20 protein-coding genes are annotated in these 20,886 nt (G+C 65.7%); 9 read left to right on the top strand and 11 right to left on the bottom strand.

Going from position 1 to position 20,886, the window contains the following annotated elements; all coding sequences use genetic code 11:
• Window positions 1-40 precede the first annotated feature (40 nt).
• Genes AC5Y6Y_RS23385 through echA20 form a run of 5 tightly spaced genes read right to left on the bottom strand, consistent with a single transcriptional unit; the run spans window position 41 to window position 5,524 of the window.
• Window positions 41-2,047: a fatty acid desaturase gene (locus tag AC5Y6Y_RS23385; protein ID WP_473139817.1), complete on the bottom strand. Its 2,007-nt coding sequence runs from the start codon at window positions 2,045-2,047 to the stop codon at window positions 41-43.
• A 34-nt stretch (window positions 2,048-2,081) separates the two neighbouring features.
• Complete coding sequence (gene ipdC, locus AC5Y6Y_RS23380; RefSeq protein ID WP_463828608.1) at window positions 2,082-3,149, bottom strand: (3aS,4S,5R,7aS)-5-hydroxy-7a-methyl-1-oxo-octahydro-1H-indene-4-carboxyl-CoA dehydrogenase; 1,068 nt, start codon at window positions 3,147-3,149, stop codon at window positions 2,082-2,084.
• Window positions 3,146-3,892: a cholesterol ring-cleaving hydrolase subunit IpdB gene (gene ipdB, locus AC5Y6Y_RS23375; protein WP_473139816.1), complete on the bottom strand. Its 747-nt coding sequence runs from the start codon at window positions 3,890-3,892 to the stop codon at window positions 3,146-3,148. The genes ipdC and ipdB overlap by 4 nt, the downstream gene beginning before the upstream one ends.
• On the bottom strand, window positions 3,889-4,770 hold the full coding sequence (gene ipdA / locus AC5Y6Y_RS23370) for a cholesterol ring-cleaving hydrolase subunit IpdA (protein WP_473139815.1): 882 nt from the start codon (window positions 4,768-4,770) through the stop codon (window positions 3,889-3,891). The genes ipdB and ipdA overlap by 4 nt, the downstream gene beginning before the upstream one ends.
• The gene (gene echA20, locus AC5Y6Y_RS23365) at window positions 4,763-5,524 is read right to left on the bottom strand and encodes a (7aS)-7a-methyl-1,5-dioxo-2,3,5,6,7,7a-hexahydro-1H-indene-carboxyl-CoA hydrolase (protein WP_473139814.1); all 762 of its coding nucleotides are present in this window, start codon (window positions 5,522-5,524) and stop codon (window positions 4,763-4,765) included. Before echA20 ends, ipdA begins: the two co-directional genes overlap by 8 nt.
• Before the next feature lie 66 nt (window positions 5,525-5,590).
• Between echA20 and AC5Y6Y_RS23360 the strand changes: the two genes are divergently transcribed.
• Entirely contained in the window at window positions 5,591-6,388 is a 798-nt protein-coding gene (locus AC5Y6Y_RS23360) for an SDR family oxidoreductase (protein WP_473139813.1), read from the top strand.
• Window positions 6,389-6,404: 16 nt separating this feature from the next.
• Window positions 6,405-7,325, top strand: coding sequence for an SDR family oxidoreductase (locus AC5Y6Y_RS23355; RefSeq protein ID WP_463828613.1), 921 nt, complete (start codon window positions 6,405-6,407; stop codon window positions 7,323-7,325).
• Between the two features lie 4 nt (window positions 7,326-7,329).
• On the opposite strand, the gene AC5Y6Y_RS23350 is transcribed toward AC5Y6Y_RS23355, so the two are convergent.
• From AC5Y6Y_RS23350 to AC5Y6Y_RS23335, 4 genes are read right to left on the bottom strand one after another with little or no spacing between them, the layout of a single operon-like run.
• Window positions 7,330-8,556, bottom strand: a complete 1,227-nt coding sequence (locus AC5Y6Y_RS23350) for a class I SAM-dependent methyltransferase (protein ID WP_473139812.1) — start codon at window positions 8,554-8,556, stop codon at window positions 7,330-7,332.
• Window positions 8,557-8,567: 11 nt separating this feature from the next.
• Window positions 8,568-9,023, bottom strand: coding sequence for a nitroreductase family deazaflavin-dependent oxidoreductase (locus AC5Y6Y_RS23345; protein ID WP_473139811.1), 456 nt, complete (start codon window positions 9,021-9,023; stop codon window positions 8,568-8,570).
• 9 nt (window positions 9,024-9,032) lie between these two features.
• Window positions 9,033-9,419, bottom strand: a complete 387-nt coding sequence (locus tag AC5Y6Y_RS23340) for a DUF8021 domain-containing protein (protein ID WP_473139810.1) — start codon at window positions 9,417-9,419, stop codon at window positions 9,033-9,035.
• 7 nt (window positions 9,420-9,426) lie between these two features.
• Window positions 9,427-10,602, bottom strand: coding sequence for a steroid 3-ketoacyl-CoA thiolase (locus AC5Y6Y_RS23335; protein ID WP_473139809.1), 1,176 nt, complete (start codon window positions 10,600-10,602; stop codon window positions 9,427-9,429).
• 122 nt (window positions 10,603-10,724) lie between these two features.
• Between AC5Y6Y_RS23335 and AC5Y6Y_RS23330 the strand changes: the two genes are divergently transcribed.
• The 7 genes from AC5Y6Y_RS23330 (at window position 10,725) to AC5Y6Y_RS23300 (ending at window position 17,832) form a co-directional block, all read left to right on the top strand.
• Window positions 10,725-11,975: a cytochrome P450 gene (locus AC5Y6Y_RS23330; RefSeq protein ID WP_463828618.1), complete on the top strand. Its 1,251-nt coding sequence runs from the start codon at window positions 10,725-10,727 to the stop codon at window positions 11,973-11,975.
• On the top strand, window positions 11,975-12,988 hold the full coding sequence (locus AC5Y6Y_RS23325) for an acyl-CoA dehydrogenase family protein (protein WP_473139808.1): 1,014 nt from the start codon (window positions 11,975-11,977) through the stop codon (window positions 12,986-12,988). Before AC5Y6Y_RS23330 ends, AC5Y6Y_RS23325 begins: the two co-directional genes overlap by 1 nt.
• Window positions 12,979-14,142, top strand: coding sequence for an acyl-CoA dehydrogenase FadE29 (gene fadE29 / locus AC5Y6Y_RS23320; protein WP_473139807.1), 1,164 nt, complete (start codon window positions 12,979-12,981; stop codon window positions 14,140-14,142). Before AC5Y6Y_RS23325 ends, fadE29 begins: the two co-directional genes overlap by 10 nt.
• Window positions 14,139-15,092: a bifunctional MaoC family dehydratase N-terminal/OB-fold nucleic acid binding domain-containing protein gene (locus AC5Y6Y_RS23315; protein WP_473139806.1), complete on the top strand. Its 954-nt coding sequence runs from the start codon at window positions 14,139-14,141 to the stop codon at window positions 15,090-15,092. The genes fadE29 and AC5Y6Y_RS23315 overlap by 4 nt, the downstream gene beginning before the upstream one ends.
• Window positions 15,089-15,490: a MaoC family dehydratase gene (locus AC5Y6Y_RS23310; protein WP_463828622.1), complete on the top strand. Its 402-nt coding sequence runs from the start codon at window positions 15,089-15,091 to the stop codon at window positions 15,488-15,490. Before AC5Y6Y_RS23315 ends, AC5Y6Y_RS23310 begins: the two co-directional genes overlap by 4 nt.
• Complete coding sequence (gene ltp2, locus AC5Y6Y_RS23305) at window positions 15,490-16,659, top strand: 17-hydroxy-3-oxo-4-pregnene-20-carboxyl-CoA lyase (protein WP_473139805.1); 1,170 nt, start codon at window positions 15,490-15,492, stop codon at window positions 16,657-16,659. Before AC5Y6Y_RS23310 ends, ltp2 begins: the two co-directional genes overlap by 1 nt.
• Window positions 16,660-16,965: 306 nt before the next feature.
• The gene (locus tag AC5Y6Y_RS23300) at window positions 16,966-17,832 is read left to right on the top strand and encodes a hypothetical protein (RefSeq protein ID WP_473140344.1); all 867 of its coding nucleotides are present in this window, start codon (window positions 16,966-16,968) and stop codon (window positions 17,830-17,832) included.
• Window positions 17,833-18,299: 467 nt separating this feature from the next.
• Here the strand turns inward: AC5Y6Y_RS23300 and chsH3 are convergent, their stop codons facing one another.
• A complete protein-coding gene (gene chsH3, locus AC5Y6Y_RS23295) occupies window positions 18,300-19,160 on the bottom strand; it encodes an enoyl-CoA hydratase ChsH3 (RefSeq protein ID WP_473140343.1) in 861 nt (286 codons plus the stop codon).
• A gap of 1 nt (window position 19,161) precedes the next feature.
• Window positions 19,162-20,856 (bottom strand): 3-oxosteroid 1-dehydrogenase, encoded by a 1,695-nt coding sequence (gene kstD / locus AC5Y6Y_RS23290; RefSeq protein WP_473140342.1) that lies wholly within the window; start codon window positions 20,854-20,856, stop codon window positions 19,162-19,164.
• Window positions 20,857-20,886: the final 30 nt, after the last annotated feature.

Raw genomic sequence — 20,886 nt, 5'->3', positions numbered from 1 at the left:
CGGGGAGGGCGGGGAGCGCCGGGAGGGCGGGGAGCGCCGGTCAGGCGTCGAAGTCGACGGCGACGAACGGCGTGGTCGGGCGGGATTGACAGGTGAGCACATATCCTGCATCGAGTTCGGCGCGGCCCAGCGCAAAGTTGTGATCCATCTCCACGTCGCCCTCGACCAGCTTGGCCCGGCACGTCCCACAAGCGCCGCCCATGCAGGCGTACGGCGCGTCGTCACGCACCTGCAACGCACCTTCGAGCACCGAGTCGCCCGGGGTCAGGTCGCAGGTGTACTGCGTGCCGGACAATGTGAACGTCACCGTCGCAGTCTCGTAGCGGCCGCCGGCGACAGTGGACGTCTCGAAGCCGTGGAAGAGCTCGAGGTGGATCCGTTCGGTGTCCACGCCATGCTCGACCAGCAGCTCGTGCACTGTCGTCGTCATTTCCTTTGGGCCGCAGATGAACCACTCGTCCACGCTGTCGGGGGGCAACGAACTCGTCAGCCAGTTGCCGAGCTTGGCACGATCGATACGGCCACGGAGCTCGGGAGTGTGCATCGACTCGCCGGACAGCACATGCAGGATCTCCAGACGATCGGCATAGCGCGATTCCAACCGGTCGAGCTCGGCCCGGAACATCGTCGACTCCTTGGTGCGGTTGCCGTAGATCAAGGTGAACCGGCTTTCGGTCTCGATCTCCAACGTGGTTGCCAGAATCGACAACACCGGGGTGATGCCGCTGCCGGCCACCAGTCCCACGTAGTGCTTCCGGTGCAGCGGATGCAGCGGGGCGCCGAACCGCCCGGACGGCGTCATCAGCTCCAGCACATCGCCGGCCTGCAACTGCTCGGCGACATATGTCGAAAAAACTCCGCCGGCAATGTGTTTCACCGCGATGCGTAACTGGGCCCGGGTGGCGGGCGCACAGATCGAGTAGTTGCGACGCGCACCCTCCCGGACAACCGTCACATGCTGGCCCGGTTCGAACCGGAACGCATCCTGCAACGGCTCGGGCACCGCGAAGGTCACCAGCGTGCTGTCGGCGGTGATCGGGTCGACCGACGCCACCGGAATCCGGTGCAGCATCGCGTGCGGCGAGTTGGACCTGGTCGGCATCCGCACTGGCAGCACCGCGGCCAGCCTGCCGTTGAGCTCCTTCCACTCCCGGAACTCGTCGGGATTGAGCTGCTGCCCGAAGACCGTGTTGATCGCGGGGTTGCGCTCCAGGTACACTTCCTCGTTGCGCTTCCAGGTGCGGATGTAGCGGTAGAACGGCACCGACGGGTGCAGGTGATGCACCAGGTGGTAGTTCTGCGACAGCAGCAACGGTGTGAAAAGCCATTCTGCGCCAACGCGATTGCGGGTGGCCCGGTATCGATTGGTGCGCTGGGTGTCCGCCAGCCCGTGATGCGGCAACCAGTCGAACCACCAGGCCAGGACGGTCAGGCCGATCCGTTGGGGGATGAGGAACACCACCGCCAGCGTCCAGAAGTTTCCGGTGGCGATGGCCGCGACCACCCCGGCGATGCTCAGCGCCAACATCAGCAGCGTCTCGGCCACCTCACCGACCGGCCGGCTGCGGACGCGCGGCAGGTAGTAGCGGATGTAGAAGTACTCCACCAGCGACCACCGCAACGGCAGCTGCCACCACTTCCCGTGTGAGGCAAAGGTATCCGGGTCCTGGTCGTCGTCGTTGGAGTGCCGGTGATGCTGAATGTGGATGTAGCCGAACGACGGGAAGGCCACCACCGGACCGACGAACGTCCAGGCCAGCCGACCCATCAGGGCGTTGACCCAGCGGGCCGAACTGATCGAGTAGTGCGACGCGTCGTGCACCACGGTGAACATCACGAACGTCACCGCGGCGTTGACCGGAACCGTCACCCACCACGGCGACCATCCGTTGACATAGCCGAGCGTCGCTGTGACGAAGCCGGTCAAAGATGCGAGGAAGATGCCGATCGTCGGCAGCGCGAGCTTGGGTACCGCTTCACCCGGATCGGGCAGCGCGTGGTGCGCAGCGGACTCTGGAGCCGCTTGGTCCATCTCGACGGTCGCCATAAATGCGAAAGCGTAACCCACTTGACACGGGCGGCTACTGCACGAAGTTGGCGGCCTTGTGTAAATGCTCGATCGCCTGCGCCACGATGGACTCGATCAACTCCGCGCAGGACGGCAGGTCGTCCAGAATTCCGGCTACCTGGCCCGACGCCAGCACACCCGCTTCGGTGTTGCCCTCGACCAAACCGGCCTTCAGCAGCATCGGCGTGTTGGCCGCCATCACCACCTGCGACCAGCTCAGTTCCTTGCCGTGCCGCATGGCCAGACCATCCTGGATCATCGAGCGCCACGACATCTGTGACATCTTCTTGAACTTGGCCGCGTTGCCCACGGCTGCGGTGAAACCCCTTGCCCGAGAGCCGCCTTCGAGTTTCTCCACCAAACCGGTGCGCAGCACCCGGTGCGGCATGCCGTCGACACGGGTGGTGACCACGGTGCCGTCCAGCGCGGCGTCCAGGTATCGCTGCTTGACGGCGTCGGGCACGGTGGAATCGGAGGTGAGCAGGAACCGGGTGCCCATGGCCACCCCGGCCGCGCCGTAGGAAAGTGCGGCGGCGAGTCCCCGTCCGTCGAAGAAACCACCCGCGGCGATCACCGGAATCCCGCTGCCCTCGACGGCGTCGAGCACTGAGGGCAGCAACAGCGTGGTTGCGACGGGACCGGTGTGTCCGCCGCCCTCGCCGCCCTGCACGATCATCGCGTCCGCACCCCAGCCGGCCACCTTGCGGGCATGTTTGGCGGCGCCGATCGACGGAATGACAACGGCACCGGCCTCTTTGAGCCGCGCAATCAGTTCCGGCTTGGGCGCCAGCGCAAACGACGCCACCTTGACGCCCTCACGGATCATCAACTCGACGCGGTCGCCGGCGTCGGCGGCGTCGGCCCGGATGTTGACGCCGAACGGCTTGTCGGTGGCGGCCTTGACTTTGCCGATCGCTGTTGCCAGTTCGTCCAGCGTCATAGTGGCCGACGCCAGGATCCCGAGGCCGCCGGCGTTGGCCGTCGCCGACACCAACCGGGCACCGGCCACCCAGCCCATCCCGGTCTGTACCACCGGATGCTCGATGCCGACCAGCTCGGTCAGCGGGGTACGCAGCTTCACTGGCGGATCTCTCTGTCGCGCAGCGCTTTCGGATCGATAACGTCCCGAATGAGGCGCAGTTCGTCCTGCGTCGGCTCCCTGGATTCGCCAGCCTCGTCGAGGCCGTGCACCTCGAACGAGGTCGCCTCGCGAACCTCGTCGGGCCCGACGCCGGGGTGCAGGCTCAACGCCCGCATGGTCCGGTCCGGACCGCCGAAGTCGAAGACGCCGAGATTGGAGACCACCCGGTAGACGTTGACGAACCGGAACGCCGGGTTGTCCGCGTCCACCTTGTCGTAGCCGATGCCGGACACCACGTCGACGGTTTCGGTGAAGACGCGCTTGGAGTGGTTGCCGACCCAGTAACTGGTCGCGTGGTTGATGGTGTTGCCCGGCGAGCCGCGCACCCCGAACATCTGCCGGGTCGGCTGTTGCAGGGGCCCGAACGCCGAAATGTTCTGATTGCCGTAGCGGTCAACCTGATTGGCGCCCATGACGACGTGCCGCCGGCCCCAGGCCAGCGTCTCGAACACCCGGCCGAACGGCATCCAGCCCTCGATGGCTCCGGTCTTGCCCAGCGCTGGGGTGTCGGCCAGCAGTTGGGCCTCCCCGTCGGTCAGCAGGATGTCCGGCGAGAAGGTGAGTCGCGCCAACCGTGCACCCACCGACGCCATATTCGTCATCGGGCTGATCATGATTTCGCCGGCGTCTCTGAACAATTCAGCGCAGGCGATCGCGCAGACTTCGACTCTGGTCGCGCTCATTTCGAAGCCTCCTCACCGAACTTGCGCACCGCCGCCTGGTAGTCGTCCTCGCTGCCGGACAGATAGGTCGCCTTGAACTGCTGCCAGCCCTCGTCGGTCGAGGCGGCCTCGGCATAGTGTCGCTGGAATTTCTCGTCCCGTCCGTAATCCGGTGCGGCGGTGGTGAAGTGCGCGCCGCCGGGAGCCTCCACCACACCGTCGACCATCATCCGGTTGATCAACAGCGCTTGCGGGGGAACCGATTTGACCAGCTCCTCGGTGGGCACCACGCGTTCTACGGACAGGAACCGCCGGTCGGCGGCCATCAGGAACAGGTCGTCGAAGTAGGGGTCGATGCCGGTGTAGGCCGCGTTGCCTTGGGCGTCACCGAGGTTGAGGTGGGCAAAGGCCGCGTCCAGGCGCAGAGCCGGCATCGCGATCAACTTCTCGTAACCGCCGTCGGTCGGGTACGGCGAGGTGACGGTCTGCAGTTCGCCCGCCCAGAAGTCCGGCACCGAGCTGCCCAGCCCCGCGCGGATCGGCAGGAACGGCAAGCGCTGTGCCGCCGCCTGCAGCCCGCAGCGCAGCATGCCTTCGTCCATCTCCCGGGCCTCGATGGCGCCGGTCGTGCGCGCCTTGGCGAACCAGGGATCGTAGAAGGGCGGCGAGTCCAGTGAGACGAACCCGTAGTAGACCCGCTTCACCTTGCCGGCCGAGCACAGCAGACCCAGATCTGGCCCGCCGTAGGTGACGACGGTGAGGTCGGTGACGTCGGTGCGCAGCAGGGCGCGGACGAACGCCATCGGCTTGCGTCGGGAACCCCAGCCGGCGATGCCGATGGTCATGCCGCTCTCGATCTGGGCGACGGCGTCGTCCAGGGTGGTCCGCTTGTCACTCATCCTTCTTGCCCTTCGCCGTGCCGGCGAACGCGTCGCGGTGCTCGTCGGCCACGCCGGCGAGGTTGAGCTCGAAGGTGAACCCCTGCTCCATGCGATAACTCGCGTTGACCCGTTGCACGTCGATGAGATTCAGCGCCTCTTTGGCGGCGCGGATCACCCGGGTGTCCTTGGCGGCGATGTCGCGGGCCACCTTCAGCGCGGCCTCGTCCAACTCGCCCCGCGGCACCACCTCGTGCACCGAACCGAAGTGGTGCAGGGTGGCTGCGTCGACAGTGGCGGCGGTGAAGAACAGCCGCCGCATCATGTGTTGGGGCACCAGCCGGGACAGGTGGGTGGCCGCGCCGAGTGCACCGCGCTCCACTTCCGGGAGTCCGAACACCGCGTCGTCGGAGGCGACGATGACATCGGAGTTGCCGACCAGGCCGATGCCGCCCCCGACGCAGAAACCGTTGACCGCCGCGATCACCGGCACCGCGCACTCGTAGACCGCGCGGAACGCGTGGAAGCAGCCGCGGTTGGCGTCGATCAGCGCGGTGAAGCCTTCGGTGCGCTGCATTTCCTTGATGTCCACGCCGGCATTGAAGCCGCGGCCTTCGGCCCGCAGGATCACCGCGTGGGTTTCCGGGTCCCGGCCCGCGGCGGTGATGGCGTCGCCGAGTTCGAACCATCCTTGGGACGGAATGGCGTTGACCGGCGGGTAGTCGACGGTGACCGCGACTATTCCGGGTTCGAGGGTGGTGGAGGTGATCGTCATGGCACTTCCTGCTGGGTCCGCTGGGGTCAACTACCTAAGCAAGCACTTGCTTGGTACGCTAGCACAGTGACCAATCCGCAAGCAGCCCCCCCGAATGCGAATGGGATCAACCTCGGACTGACGGGGCGAGTGGTCCTGGTGACCGGCGGGGTGCGTGGCGTCGGAGCCGGTATCAGCTCGGTTTTCGCCGGGCAGGGCGCGACGGTGGTGACCTGTGCCCGTCGTCCGGTCGAGGGGTTTCCGCACGAGTTTCACAGCTGCGACATCCGTGACGAAGTGGCCGTCCAGGCGCTGATCGAGACGATCGTGCAACAACACGGCCGCCTCGATGTGGTGGTCAACAATGCCGGCGGTTCGCCGTACGTGCTGACCGCGGAATCCAGCCCGAAGTTCAACCGCAAGATCATCGAGCTCAATCTGATTGGCGGACTGCTGGTTTCGCAGTACGCCAACGACAAGATGCAGGCACAGCCCAGCGGCGGGTCGATCGTCAACATCGGCAGCCTCAGCGGGCGGCGGCCCAGTCCGGGCACCGCGGCCTACGGCGCGGCCAAGGCCGGCCTGGAGAGTCTGACCGAGACGCTGGCCGTGGAGTGGGGGCCGAAGGTCCGGGTGAACGCGTGTGTGGTCGGCATGGTCGAGACCGAGCAGGCCGATCTGTTCTACGGCGACGCCGAGTCGATCGCCGCGATCTCCAAGAACGTGCCGCTGGGCCGGCTGGCCCGCCCCGACGACATCGGTTGGGCCGCGGCATTTTTGGCCTCCGACGCGGCGTCCTACATCAGCGGTGCCACGCTCGAGGTACACGGTGGCGGCGAACCACCGCACTATCTAGCCACAACGAACGCAAGCGCGGTCAAGTAGAGGACAGGGGAAACTCATGGGAGTGGTTGACGGCCGGGTTGTCATCGTCACCGGAGCGGGCCGCGGTATCGGCCGCGCGCATGCCTTGGCGTTCGCCGCCGAGGGCGCGCGCGTCGTGGTCAACGACATCGGCGTCGGGCTGGACGGGTCCGCCGGCGAGAGCCCCGCGCAGCAGGTGGTCGACGAGATCAAGGCCGCCGGCGGCGAGGCTGTGGTCAACAGTGACGACGTCGCCGACTGGACGGGTGCCCAGAACCTGATCGACACTGCCGTCGATACCTTCGGCGGCCTGGATGTGCTGGTCAACAACGCCGGGTTCATTCGTGACCGAATGTTGGCCAATACCAGTGAATCCGAGTGGGATGCGGTGATCCGCGTCCACCTGAAGGGGCACTTCGCGACGCTGCGGCACGCCGCGGGCTACTGGCGCCGGCAGATTAAGGGCGGCACCGTCGGTCCCGACGACCTCAACGCTCGCATCATCAACACCAGCTCGGGGGCCGGCCTGCAGGGCAGTGTCGGGCAGGGCAACTACTCGGCGGCCAAGGCCGGCATCGCGGCGCTGACCCTGGTCGGTGCCGCTGAACTGGGACGCTATGGCATCACCGTCAACGCGATCGCGCCGGCCGCCCGCACCCGGATGACCGAGGCGGTGTTCGCCGAGACCATGGCCGCACCCGAAGACGGCGGGTTCGACGCGATGGCGCCGGAAAACGTCTCCCCACTTGTGGTTTGGCTGGGCAGCGTGGAGTCCCGGGACGTCACCGGCAAGGTGTTCGAGGTCGAGGCCGGCCTGATCCGGGTCGCCGAAGGCTGGGCGCACGGACCGCAGATCGACAAGGGAGCCAAGTGGGACCCGGCCGAACTGGGGCCGGTCGTCACCGACCTGCTGGCCAAGTCGCGGCCGCCGGTTCCGGTGTACGGGGCGGGTTCCTGACCCCCTAGCGGCGCACCGCTTCCAGACTCATCTCGATGAAGTCCAGTCGCCACAGCGACTGAAACAGCCCGCGGCCGAAGTTCTCATACAGCCCGAGCTTGAACGGGTCCGTTTCGTTGTGCGCGACCGCGGCCGCGATTTCGCGGATGGTGCGCTGACCGTTGATGTACTGGACGTAGGGCAGTTCGGTGGCGTTGAGGGTCATGTCCCAGTGCGGTCGGTGGATGACAGCCCCGGACAGGTTGCAGCTCAGGCGCATTCGCGGAACGAAGTCCAGCGCCTCGGCCGCACTGAAGTCGATGGTGTAGCTGGCCTTGGGCCGGTCGCGGTGCGTCGCGATGAAGAAGTGGCAGGCGTTGGCCGTGCGCAGCCGCTCCATCACCGACCACATCTGCCGCTGCGGCAGTGCACTGATGATCTCGTAGAACTCGGTAGCCGGGTTGGCCAGGCTGTTGACATCGTGCGGGTAGTACGGCGCGTTGTGGAACCAGCGCTGGAACTCCAGGCCAGCCGAGGTGAGCAGGTCCAGACAGTCCCCCGTGGTGAAACTTCGGTCGCGGCCGTGCAGGCAGGTATCGACCAGTCCCGCATCGTAATACAGGTCCGGTGCCGTATCGCGGTAGACCAGGAAGGGGTGGTTGGGATCGAGCATCGCGATGGTCTCGTTCACCTTTCGGATGCCCTCGTCGTCCTGTTGCAGCCCGAGATCGCGAAAGACCGACTGCACCAGCTCCACTCCGATGCGGCCGTACCTGGCGTAGAGCATCAGTCCGACGGCGCCGTCCGGGCGCAGGCAATCGGCCAGCGCCTTCATACCCAGCTCGGGATCCGCCAGGTGGTGCAGCACCCCGGTTGACATGATCAGGTCGAAATCCCGGCCCAGCGTCGAGACCTCTTCGATCGCGAGGCGGTGCAACTCCAGGTTGGACAACCCGTGCCGGTCCTTGAGGTACTGCTCGTGGTCCAGCGACCGCTGGCTGACGTCGATCCCTATCACGCGGGAGGCGCGGTTGTTATAGGCGACGATGGCCGCCTGATTGCTGCCGCAGCCCGCGATCAGGATGTCCATGTCCGGCTTGTAGTCCCGGTCGGGCCAGAACTGGATGGACGCGTGACTGGGGTCGAACCACTGCCACCCGTCCTGCAACCACACCTCGAGATCTTGTATCGGCTCGGGATACGTCCACTTCTCGTACTGGTTGGCGACGACGTCGTTCAGCCGGTCGGTCATGCCAAGAGATGTTAGGGGTCGCAGATGATGATCGGTATTTTGCGGTCTGTCCAGGACTGGTAGTCGTCGAACGACGGATACATCGCGACCAGCTGCGGCCAGTACCGCTCGCGCTCGTCGTCAGTGGCGTCGCGGGCGGTCAGTTCCAGCGTTTCCTTCTTGATCTGCACCTTCACCTCCGGGTTGGCCTTGAGGTTCAGGTACCACATCGGGTGCTTGTCGGAGCCGCCGCGGGAGGCCACCAGGATGACCCGGTCGCCGTCGCGCAGGAAAAGCAGTGGGCTGACCCGGGGTTCACCGGTCTTGCGACCGGTGGTGGTCAGCAGTGCCACCGGGCTGTTGCCGAAGGTGCCGCCCAGACCGTCGCCGCCATTGCGGCGGTACATCCACGTATTGAGCTTGGCCATCCACTTCATGAAGAAATCGGTGAACGGCGAATTCAGGTACCGCGGTTGGGCTTTCGGCATCATTGGTTCCTAGTGCTGGATGAACGGCACGAACCGTGCCCGGATGTGCTGGATCTCGGCCTTGCCGCTGGGACTTTCGGCCGGGATCACGAAGGTCTCGGTGACCCGTCCGACGACCCGGCGGCCGGCGAACGCCACCTTGGTCAGCACGTCGTACTCCGCGTGCACGTCGTCGCCCTCGATGCGGTATTGCGGGGGTGTTGCGTCGGCGATGATCCGGTACTGCGGGTTGCGACTCAGGCTGCGCCGCAGGTGATTTCCGGAGAAACCGTTCTTCACACCCAACTCGATGCGAGTGCAACCGGCGGCGAACGGCACCGCGTCCGCGTCGTGGCTCACCAGTGCGTCGATATAGCTCTGCGCGGCCGCGATGCGGTGCTCGTCGGAAACCGGCACGGCCCGATCAGATGCGCTCGATGATGGTCCCGGTCGACAGCGCGCCGCCCGCGCACATCGTGATCAGCGCGGTGCTCTTGTCGGTGCGTTCCAACTCGTGCAGCGCGGTGGTGATCAGCCGGCTGCCGGTGCTGCCCACCGGGTGACCCAGCGCGATCGCGCCGCCGTTGACGTTGACCCGGTCCATGTCGGGCTCGTGCACCCGCGCCCAGGACAGCACCACGGATGCGAACGCCTCGTTGATCTCGACGATGTCGATGTCGCCGATCTTCATGCCGGCCTTTTCCAGCACCTTGGCCGTTGACTGCACCGGACCGTCGAGGTGGTAGTAGGGTTCGGCGCCGACGAGTGCCTGGCTGACGATTCGCGCGCGAGGCTTGAGTCCGAGCGACTTGGCTTTGTCTTCGTCCATCCACAGCACCGCCGCGGCACCGTCGGAGATCTGTGACGATGTGCCTGCGGTGTGAATTCCGCCGTCCAGCACGGGCTTCAGCGCGCTCAGCCCCGACAGCGAGGTCTCCCGCAGGCCCTGGTCGCGGCTGATCGTGACACGTTCGTCGGTCGGTTGCTTGTTCTCGTCGAGCGCGGGGGCTTCGATCGGCGAGATTTCGCGGTCGAAGCGGCCCTCCGCCCACGCCTGCTTGGCCTTCGCTTGCGACTGGTAGCCGAATTCGTCGATTTCGTCGCGGGTGATGCCGCGCCGCTTGGCGATTCGCTCGGCGGCGGTGAACTGGTCCGGCAGGTCGATGTCCCACGAGGCGGGCCGCAGGATGCTGCGGTCGGGGCCGGCGTTGGCGCCGAGGCCCACCCGGCTCATTGCCTCGATCCCGCAGGCGATACCGATGTCGATGGCGCCGGCGGCGATCAGGCCGGCGACCAGACCGTTGGCCTGCTGGCCGCTGCCGCACTGGCAGTCCACGGTCACCGCACCCACGTGGTCCGGCAACCCGGCGACGAGCCAGCTCACCCGGGTGATGTTGTTGGACTGCTCGCCGAACTGTGTCACGCAGCCGCCGATGATCTGCTCGACCTCGCCGGCTTGAAATTCAGACGAGATTCCGGCCTTGTCGACCAGCGCCTTCTGCGTAGCTCCGAGCAGTTCGGTGGCGTGCAGTCCAGAGAGCCAACCGTTGCGCTTGCCGATCGGGCTGCGGGTGGCTTCGACGATTACCGGGTTACCCATGCAGCCAGGCTAGAACACGTTTCATTACTATGACAAGCGAGGATGCCGGACCGCCTTTTGTCTGCGGTGGAGGCGTGTTTTACTGGAACTAGAACTCGTTGCAATTTTAGGAGAACACTCGAATGGCACCCGCAAATATTTCGGCTGACTTCGACTTCCTCGATCCCGACATCAACCTCGCCGGCCTGCCCGTAGCCGAACTCGCGCAACTCCGCGCGTCCGAACCTATCCACTGGGTCGAGGTGCCCGACGGGTGCGGGGGCTTCGAGGACAACGGTTACTGGCTGCTGACCAAGCACGCCGACGTCAAGGAAGTGTCGCGCCGCAGCGACATGTTCTCCAGCTGGCAGAACGGGGCCATCCCCACGTGGCCCAAAGAGATGACGCGGGAGAGCGTCGAGCTGCAGCGCAACGTCATGCTCAACATGGACGCCCCGCACCACACCCGGTTGCGCAAGATCATCTCCCGCGGCTTCACCCCGCGGGCGGTGGGCCGGCTGGAGGACGAGCTGGCCCGGCGCGCGCAGAACATCGCCAAGGAAGCGGCCGCAGCGGGCAGCGGCGACTTCGTCGAGCAGGTGTCGTGTGAGCTGCCGCTGCAGGCCATCGCCGGTCTGCTGGGTGTGCCGCAGGAGGACCGCGACAAGCTGTTCCGCTGGTCCAACGAGATGACCGGCGGGGAGGACCCGGAGTACGCGGACATCGATCCCGCGCAGTCGTCGATGGAACTGATCATGTACGCGATGGCGATGGCCGACGAGCGGGGCAGGAACCCCACCGACGACATCGTCACGACCTTGATCCAGGCCGACATCGACGGTGAGAAACTGTCCGACGACGAATTCGGTTTCTTCGTCATCATGCTGGCCGTGGCGGGCAACGAGACCACCCGCAATTCGATCACTCACGGAATGATCGCCTTCGCGAACAACCCCGACCAATGGGAGCTGTACAAGAAGGAACGTCCCTCGACGACCGCCGACGAGATCGTCCGCTGGGCGACGCCGGTGTCTGCGTTCCAGCGCACCGCCAATGCGGACACCGAGCTGAACGGCGTACAGATCAAGAAGGGCCAGCGGTTGGTAATGTCCTACCGCTCAGCCAATTTCGACGAAGAGGTCTTCGACGATCCGCATTCGTTCAACATCCTGCGCGACCCGAATCCCCACGTCGGCTTCGGCGGCACCGGGGCGCACTACTGCATCGGCGCCAACCTGGCGCGGATGACGATCAATCTCATCTTCAACGCCGTCGCCGACCACATGCCCGACCTCAAGCCCATCTCCGAACCCGAACGGCTGCGGTCCGGCTGGCTCAACGGCATCAAGCACTGGCAGGTGGACTACACCGGTAAGACCCCGGTGACCTCCTGATGGATTTCGACCTCAGCGCAGAACAAGAGGCTGTCGCCGATGTCGTCACCTCAGTTCTGAGTCGCGAATCGACCTGGGCCGCTTTGGCAGACGGCGGCGTCACGGCGCTGGCGGTTCCCGACCGGCTCGGTGGCGACGGTGTCGGCCTCTCCGAGGTGGGCACCGTGCTGACCGAAGTGGGTCGGCACGGCGCCATCACCCCGGCCCTGGCCACCCTGGGATTTGGCGTGGTGCCGCTGGTGGAGTTGGCGTCCGACGAGCAGCAGGACCGCTTTCTGGCCGGCGTGGCCAAGGGCGGGGTGTTGACGGCGGCGTTGAATGAGCCTGGCCGCGCATTGCCGGACCGGCCCTCGGTGAGTCTCGTCGACGGACGGCTGTCCGGCACCAAAGTCGGTGTCGGATACGCCGATTCGGCCGACTGGATCGTGGTGACCACCGACAGTGCCGTGGTGTTGGTGTCGCCGAAGGCCGATGGCGTCCGGCTGGTCCGGACGCCGACGTCGACCGGTGCTGACGAGTTCACGGTAACCTTCGACGATGTTGCGGTCGGGGAATCCGAGGTGCTGGCCGGTGCCGCACCGGCGCGGGTGAATCAGTTGGCGCTGGCCATGATCGGCGCCTACGCCGATGGTCTGGTGGCCGGCGCGCTGCGGCTGACCGCCGACTACGTGGCTGAACGCAAACAGTTCGGCAAGCCGTTGTCGACGTTCCAAACGGTTGCTGCGCAATTAGCCGAGGTCTACATCGCTTCGCGCACCATCGATTTGGCCGCCAAGGCGGTGCTGTGGAAGTTGTCCGAGGGGCTCGACGCCACCGCCGATTTGGATGTCCTCGGGTACTGGCTGGCCGCTCAGGCGCCGCCGGCAATGCAGATCTGCCATCACCTGCACGGGGGCATGGGCATGGACATCACCTATCCGATGCACCGGTACTACTCGTCGATCAAAGATCTGACCCGGCTGCTGGGCGGGTCGTCTCATCGGCTGGGATTGGTGGGAGCGCAATGTTTATAGACCTGACCCCCGAGCAGCGCCAGTTGCAGGCGGAGTTGCGGGAATACTTCTCCAATCTGATTTCGTCGGACGAGGCGAAGGCGATGGAGTCCGACCGGCACAATGAGGCCTACCGCGCGGTCATCCGCCGGATGGGGAAAGACGGCAAGCTCGGTGTCGGGTGGCCAAAAGAATTCGGCGGCTTGGGATTCGGGCCGATCGAACAGTCCATCTTCGTCAACGAGGCGCACCGGGCGGACGTGCCGCTGCCGGCGGTGACGCTGCAGACGGTCGGTCCGGTCCTGCAGCAATTCGGCAGCGATCTGCAGAAGAAGAAGTTCCTGCCGGCGATCCTGGCCGGCGAGGTCCATTTCGCGATCGGCTATACCGAACCCGACGCCGGCACCGACCTGGCGTCGCTGCGCACCACCGCCGTGCGCCAGGGCGACGAGTACATCGTCAACGGGCAGAAGATCTTCACCACCGGCGCGCACGACGCCGACTACATCTGGCTGGCCTGCCGCACCGACCCGGAAGCCGTTAAGCACAAGGGCATTTCGATCCTGATTGTCGACACCAAGGATCCCGGCTACTCCTGGACACCGATCATCCTGTCCGACGGTGCCCACCACACCAACGCCACCTACTTCAACGATGTCCGGGTGCCGGCCGACATGCTGGTCGGCGAGGAAAACGGCGGCTGGCGGTTGATCACCACCCAGCTCAACAACGAGCGGGTGATGCTGGGTCCGGCTGGACGGACCGCGGGGATCTACGACCGCGTGCACGACTGGGCATCCAAGCCCGGTGGCGACGGTGTCACCCCCATCGAGCACGACGACGTCAAGCGGGCGCTGAGCGAGATCTATGCGATGTGGCGGATCAACGAGCTGCTGAACTGGCAGGTGGCCGCAGCCGGTGAGGACATCAACGTGGCCGATGCCGCGTCGACCAAAGTCTTCGGTACCGAGAAGATTCAGTACATCGGACGGCTGGCCGAGGAGGTCGTCGGCAAATACGGCAACCCGGCGGAGCCGGAGACCGCTGAACTCCTGCAATGGCTGGACTCGCAGACCAAACGCAACCTGGTCATCACCTTCGGCGGGGGCGTCAACGAAGTCATGCGTGAGATGATCGCTGCCGCCGGGCTGAAGGTGCCGAGGGTCCCTCGATGACGGATATTCGGGAAGCGGTCGCGGAGATCACCGCCACCGTCGTCGCCGCACCGCGCGTGTCCCGCGACCCGGTGAATCAGCCGATCGTCAACAACTGGGTCGAGGCACTGGGCGACCGTAACCCGATCTACGTGGACGAGGAAGCAGCGAAGGCTGCCGGACATCCGGGAATTGTCGCACCGCCGGCCATGATTCAGGTGTGGACGATGTTCGGGCAGGGTGGCGAACGCCCGACCGACGACCCCATGGGCCCGATCATGCAACTCTTCGACGACGCCGGATACATCGGCGTAGTCGCCACCAACTGTGAGCAGACCTACCACCGCTATCTGCGCCCCGGCGAGCGGGTCACCATCCACTCCGAGATGCGCGACGTGGTCGGCCCCAAACAGACCGGACTGGGCGAGGGCTGGTTCATAAACCAGCACATCACCTGGCGCGTCGGTGACGAGGACGTCGCCGAGATGGCTTGGCGCATATTGAAGTTCAAGCCGCGCGAGGCCGATGCAGCCGTGTCTGCGGTGCCGGATGACCTGGATGCCGATGCAATGATGCGGCCCGCGGTGTCGCGGGACACCGCGTTCTTCTGGGAGGGCGTCAAAGCCCACGAGTTGCGCATCCAGCGCCGCGGCGACGGCAGCCTGGTGCATCCTCCGGTGCCGGCGGTCTGGCAGCCGCCCGGCGATCCGGTCGACTACGCGGTGGCCAGCGGCCGCGGCACCGTGTTCAGCTTCGTGGTGCATCACGCGCCGAAGGTGCCGGGCCGCACGCTGCCCTTCGTGATCGCGCTGGTGGAGCTTGAGGAGGGGGTGCGCATGCTGGGCGAGTTGCGGGGTGTCGATCCTGGTGCGGTGAAGATCGGAATGCCGGTTCGCGCAACCTATATCGACTTTCCGGCCGGCGATAGCGGCCCGGAATGGACGCTTCACGCTTGGGAGCCTTCGACATGAGCGCGCCGGTGGTCGAAGTGGGCGTGCAGCTGCCCGAACTGAAGCTGGAGGGCACGCCGACATTCATTATTTCAACGGCGTTGGCCACCAGAGACTTTCAGGATGTGCACCACGACCGGGACCTGGCCCAGGCCAAGGGGTCCAAGGACATCTTCGTCAATATCCTCACCGACACCGGCTTGGTGCAACGCTTCGTCACCGACTGGGCCGGCCCGTCGGCGCGGATCAAGTCGATAGGGCTGCGGCTCGGTGTGCCGTGGTACGCCTACGACACGGTGACCTTCTCCGGTGAGGTGACCGCGGTCGAGGAGGGGCTGATCACGTTGAAGGTGTTCGGCCGCAACAGCCTTGGCGACCACGTGATTGCCAACGTCACGCTGACGATCGGGGATGCGTAATGCTCTCGGGTAAGGCTGCGATCGTCGGCATCGGCGCCACTGACTTCTCCAAGAACTCCGGTCGGTCCGAACTGCGACTGGCGGCCGAAGCGGTCCGGGATGCGTTGGACGACGCCGGGTTATCGCCCGCCGATGTCGACGGCTTGACAACGTTCACAATGGACACCAACAAGGAGATCGCCGTCGCCCGCGCCACCGGTATGGGCGACCTGAAGTTCTTCTCGCAGGTGCACTATGGCGGTGGAGCTGCGTGCGGCACTGTCGCCCACGCCGCGATGGCTGTGGCGACCGGGCTGGCCGACGTCGTGGTGGCCTACCGGGCGTTCAACGAGCGGTCCGGGATGCGTTTCGGGCAGGTACAGACACGTTTGGTGGGAAGCGCTGCGGCTGAAGCCGATTCGACGTCGGCCGACAATTCCTTCTCGTATCCGCACGGGCTCTCCACGCCGGCCGCGCAGGTGGCGATGATCGCGCAGCGATACATGCACTGGTCTGGGGCGACCAGTCGCGACTTCGGTGCCATCTCGGTGGCCGACCGTCGGCACGCCGCCAAGAACCCCAAGGCGTACTTCTACGAGAAGCCGATAACCATTGAGGATCACCAGAATTCGCGGTGGATCGCCGAGCCGCTGCGCCTGTTGGACTGCTGCCAGGAGACCGACGGCGCGGTGGCGTTGGTGATCACCTCGGTCGAACGTGCCAAGGATCTCAAACAGCGCCCGGCCGTCATCGACGGTGCCGCACAGGGCTCGAGTCCTGATCAATACACGATGGTCAGCTACTACCGGCCCGAACTGGGACTGCCCGAGATGGGTCTGGTCGGCCAACAGCTGTGGGCGCAGTCGGGGTTGTCGCCGTCGGATATCCAGACCGCGGTGATCTACGACCACTTCACGCCGTTCACGCTGATTCAGTTGGAGGAGTTGGGGTTCTGTGGCCGGGGCGAGGCCAAGGACTTCATCGCCGACGGCGCCGTAGAGATCGGTGGGCGGTTGCCGATCAACACCCACGGCGGGCAGCTCGGTGAGGCCTACATCCACGGCATGAACGGGATCGCCGAAGGGGTGCGACAGTTGCGCGGCACCTCGGTGAACCCGGTGCCCGACGTCGAGCATGTGCTGGTCACCGCGGGTACCGGGGTGCCGACGTCGGGATTGATCCTGGGTTAGATGTCGTCCCTGGCGTAGCTCGGCGCCTTTGGTCGCCGAGCGTCACGCCAGCGTGGCGCGGCAAGGTTGGTGGGGGGCGCGGCGGTGCTGTTGGTCGCCGAGCGTCACGCCAGGGTGGCGGCGGGCGTTGAGTGTCATGCCAGTGTGGCGGGGCAGGATTGGTGGGGGTTGCGGCGGCGCTGTTGGTCGCCGAGCGTCACGCCAGCGTGGCGGCGGGCGTTGAGTGTCAAGCCAGTGTGACGGGTTGTGGATCGCGCGCTGTCGGTGAGCTGACGACTTGTCGCAGCCGTGGAACCCTACGGTTCCATGCCCGAACCATTTGTCGGCAGTGAGGCCGTCGCCAACGGCGATATCGTCAAGAGCGCACTACGAACGCGCTACAAGAAGCTACTTCGTGACGTATACGTCGGTCCGCACGACGAGTTGACACCAGAGGTGCGGGCCAGAGCGGCATGGCTGTGGTCGCGACGGAGAGGCATCGTCGCGGGTATGACCGCGAGTGCGGTGCACGGTGCGAAGTGGGTCGACGCTTGTGCGCCTTTGGAAATCCTGCATACTAATCGGAACCCGTTGCCAGGTCTGAAGGTTCGGGGTGATCGCATCGAAGATGACGAGGTTGTTCACGTCCGCGGGATGCCGGTGACAACTCCGGCCCGGACTGCCTTGGACATGGGTTGCTGGTATCCGACCGACGATGCCGTTGAGGCTCTGGATGCGTTATTCGCCGCGGTCGACATCAAGGATGCGGATGTGGAATTGCTCTGTCAGCGCTACCCCACTCGGCGCGGTATCCGGCGGGCACGGACTGCGCTCGAGCTGGCCGACGGTGGCTCGCAATCGAGAAAGGAAACGTGGCTCCGCTTGCTGCTGATCCGGGCTGGTTTTCCGCGGCCGCGCACCCAGATAACGGTGTGCGACGAGGCGGACGAGGCTTTCGCTTATCTCGACATGGGTTGGGAGGAAGTGAAAGTCGCTGTGGAGTACGACGGGGAACAGCACCGAGTCAATAGTTGGCAGTACAACTGGGATCGCACGCGGCAAGAGAAGATCAGGGCCCGTGGATGGATTGACATCCGGGTGCTGTCTGGGGATCGTCCGGCCGACATCATCAAGCGTGTCGCAGCGGCGCGTGCCAGTCGCGGGTGCGCAGACCGGCTGCGGCTGTCACGCTAGCGTGACGTTCGGCGGGGTGAGCAAATCTGTGGTGAGCAAACGGCTGCGTGGGCCACGCTGGCGTGACGTTCGGCGTCGACAGCCACGCTAGCGTGACGCTCGGCGGGGTGACGCTCGGCGGGGTGACGCTCGGCGGGGGTGAGAGGCGTGGCGTTCGGCGGGGGTGAGCAAATCTGTTGTGGGCAAACGGCTGCGGAGGCCACGCTGGCGTGACGTTCGGCGTCGACAGCCACGCTAGCGTGACGCTCGGCGGGGGTGACGCTCGGCGGGGGTGAGAGGCGTGGCGTTCGGCGGGGGTGAGTAAATCTGTTGGGGGCAAGCGGCTGCGGGGGCCACGCTAGCGTGACGCTCGGCGTCGACAGCCACGCTAGCGTGACGTTCGGCGGGGGTGGGAGGCGTGACGCTCGGCGTCGACAGCCACGCTAGCGTGACGCTCGGCGGGGGTGGGAGGCGCAGAACAGCAGGCGCTACGCAGGGATCAGTTCCACCCCGGACAGCACGACAGCGTTGTCGCGTGCCGGTGCGACGACCCCGGCCAGGAAGCGGCCGTCCTCTTTCCAAATGTTGACCTGCAGCGTCTCCCCGGGGAAGGCCACACCGGCGAAGCGGGCACCGTAGGCCCCGACCGCCGAAGCGTCCCCGTCCAGCAGTGCGTCGGTAATCGCCTTGCAGGTCATGCCGTAGGTGCACAGACCGTGCAGGATCGGCCTGGGAAATCCTGCGGCAGAAGCGAATTCAGGATCCGAGTGCAGCGGGTTGCGATCGCCGCACAGCCGGTACAGCAGTGCCTGCTGCGGCAGCAGCGGCATCGCCAGCTCGAGATCGGGTGCGCGGTCCGGTGCGGTATCCGACCCCGACGGCCCCCGTTCGCCGCCGAACCCGCCCTCGCCGCGAGCGAAGATCGACCGTCGCTGCGTCCACAGCAAATCACCGGAAGGCGCGGTCACCGTCGTCTCACTCCAAATCACCGCGGCCTTACCTTTGTCCCAGATGTCGGTGAACCGGGTGACAGCCGTGGCCGATCCTGACGGCGGTAGCGGGGCAGGCACCTCGACCCGCTCGGAAGCGTGCAGCACTTTCGCCAACTCGATGTCGATGCCGGGGAACTGCACGGTGGGTGGCTCCGTCATATGAAACGACGCGGCGACATTGCCGAACGTCGGCAACACCTGCGGTGTGTCGTCGATCAGGTAGCGCAGTTCGCGTGGGTCCATCGGATCACTGCCGGCGCCCAGCCCGAGGTGGTAGAGCTGTATGTCGCTACTGGTCCAAGAGAACTCGATCGGCTCCAGCTCGGCGGCCAGCGCGACGTCAACATCGATGGGCATGTCAGTTGTTCCCAGCTATGTGCAACGCCGCCAGGTATCCGAATGTCATGGCCGGACCGATCGTGCCGCCCGGACCCGGATAGGTGTGACCCATCACCGGTGCGCTGACGTTGCCTGCGGCGTAGAGGCCGTCGATGACGCTGCCGTCGTCGCGCAGAGCCCGACCGTGCACGTCGGTGCGGATACCGCCCTTAGTGCCCAGGTCGCCCGGGACCATCTTGGCGGCGTAATACGGTGCGTGGCTGATCTCTCCGAGGTTCGGGTTCGGCTTGTTGGTCGGGTCGCCGTAGTACCTGTCGTAAGCGCTCTCGCCGCGGTGGAAGTCCTCGTCGACGCCGGAGCGGGCGAAGCCGTTGAAGCGGGCCACTGTCTTGTTGAATTCATCGACCGGCAGGCCGGCTTTGGTGGCCAGTTCTTCCAGAGTGTCCGCCTGGATGATCACTCCCGACTCCATCCACTTTCGCGGAATGCGTTGTCCCGCCTGCAGTCCGGCGAAGATATAACGGTCCCGGTACTGCTGGTCGAACACCAGCCAAGCCGGAATATTCTCACCCGGCCCGGGGCCCTGGCCGTACTCGCCGCCGTACATGTGATGGCAGGCTTCGACGTAGGGCATCGACTCGTTCATGAATCGCTTACCGGACATGTTGACGATGATCGAGCCCGGCGAATTGCGCTCGGAAAGCGCGAACCACGGTGCGCCGACCAGCGGAACCGTCGGGCCCCACCACGCATCCTCCATGACATCCAGTGCGGCACCGAGCTTTTCGCCGGCGATGATGCCGTCCCCGGTGTTGGCTTTGGCGCCGACCGTCCACTCGGTGGTGATGGGCGCCCGCTGGTACTTCACTCGCATCTGTTCGTTGTGCTCGAAACCGCCCGAGGCCAGGATCACGCCGCGCCGGGCGCGGATCAGCCGGGGTTCGGCGGACTCGGGCGCCGCGGTGTCGCGCACATATATTCCGCGGACCGCACCGTCCTCGACGTAGAGGTCGGTCAGCGCGGTGTTGAGTACCACCGGAACACCCGCTTGTTGCAAACCGATGCGCAGAGGCGCTATCAACGCGCGACCCATGCCGACCAGGTTCTTACCGGTCGCCTTGGCCCACATGGTGCGGGCGCCCACCTTCAAACTGCGGGCCACGCCCCGCGGGTGTCGCTTGAGCATGTTCAGTCGCACGTAATCCTGCTGCATCACAACCACATTGAGCGGGACCTTGCCGTAGGCGGGCTCCAGTCCGGCCTCGTCGGGTCCGAGCTTGCGGGCGTCGAACGGCTTCGGTTCGATAGACCGGCCTTCCGCGCGGCCGCCCGGTGCCTCGGGGTAGTAGTCGGAGTAGCGCGGCACCCAGCACATTTTCAGCGGTGTGTGCTTGAGGACGAACGAAAGCATCTCCGGTCCGCGCTGCAGATAGGTGTCGATGCGTTCGGGTTCGACCCCGCTCACCGACTTGTCGCCGACGATGCCGTGCAGGTAGGTGCGGGCGGCTTCGGGTGTGTCCTTGACTCCGTCGCGCTTGAGCACTTCGTTGTTGGGGATCCACACGCCACCGCCGGAGCGGGCGGTGGAGCCACCGAAGTGCGCAGCCTTCTCGACGACTACTGTCGAGAGGCCGCGGTGGGCGGCGGTCAGGGCAGCTACCATGCCGGCGGCGCCGCTGCCGACCACGACGACGTCGTACTCCTGTGCGGTCATGTAGAACACGTTATAGAATTGCCCGGGTCG

Source organism: Mycobacterium sp. NGS24 (genome assembly GCF_059813065.1).
The sequence above is the reverse complement of the archived record's forward strand: the minus strand, read 5'-3'. Positions and strand labels throughout refer to the sequence as shown.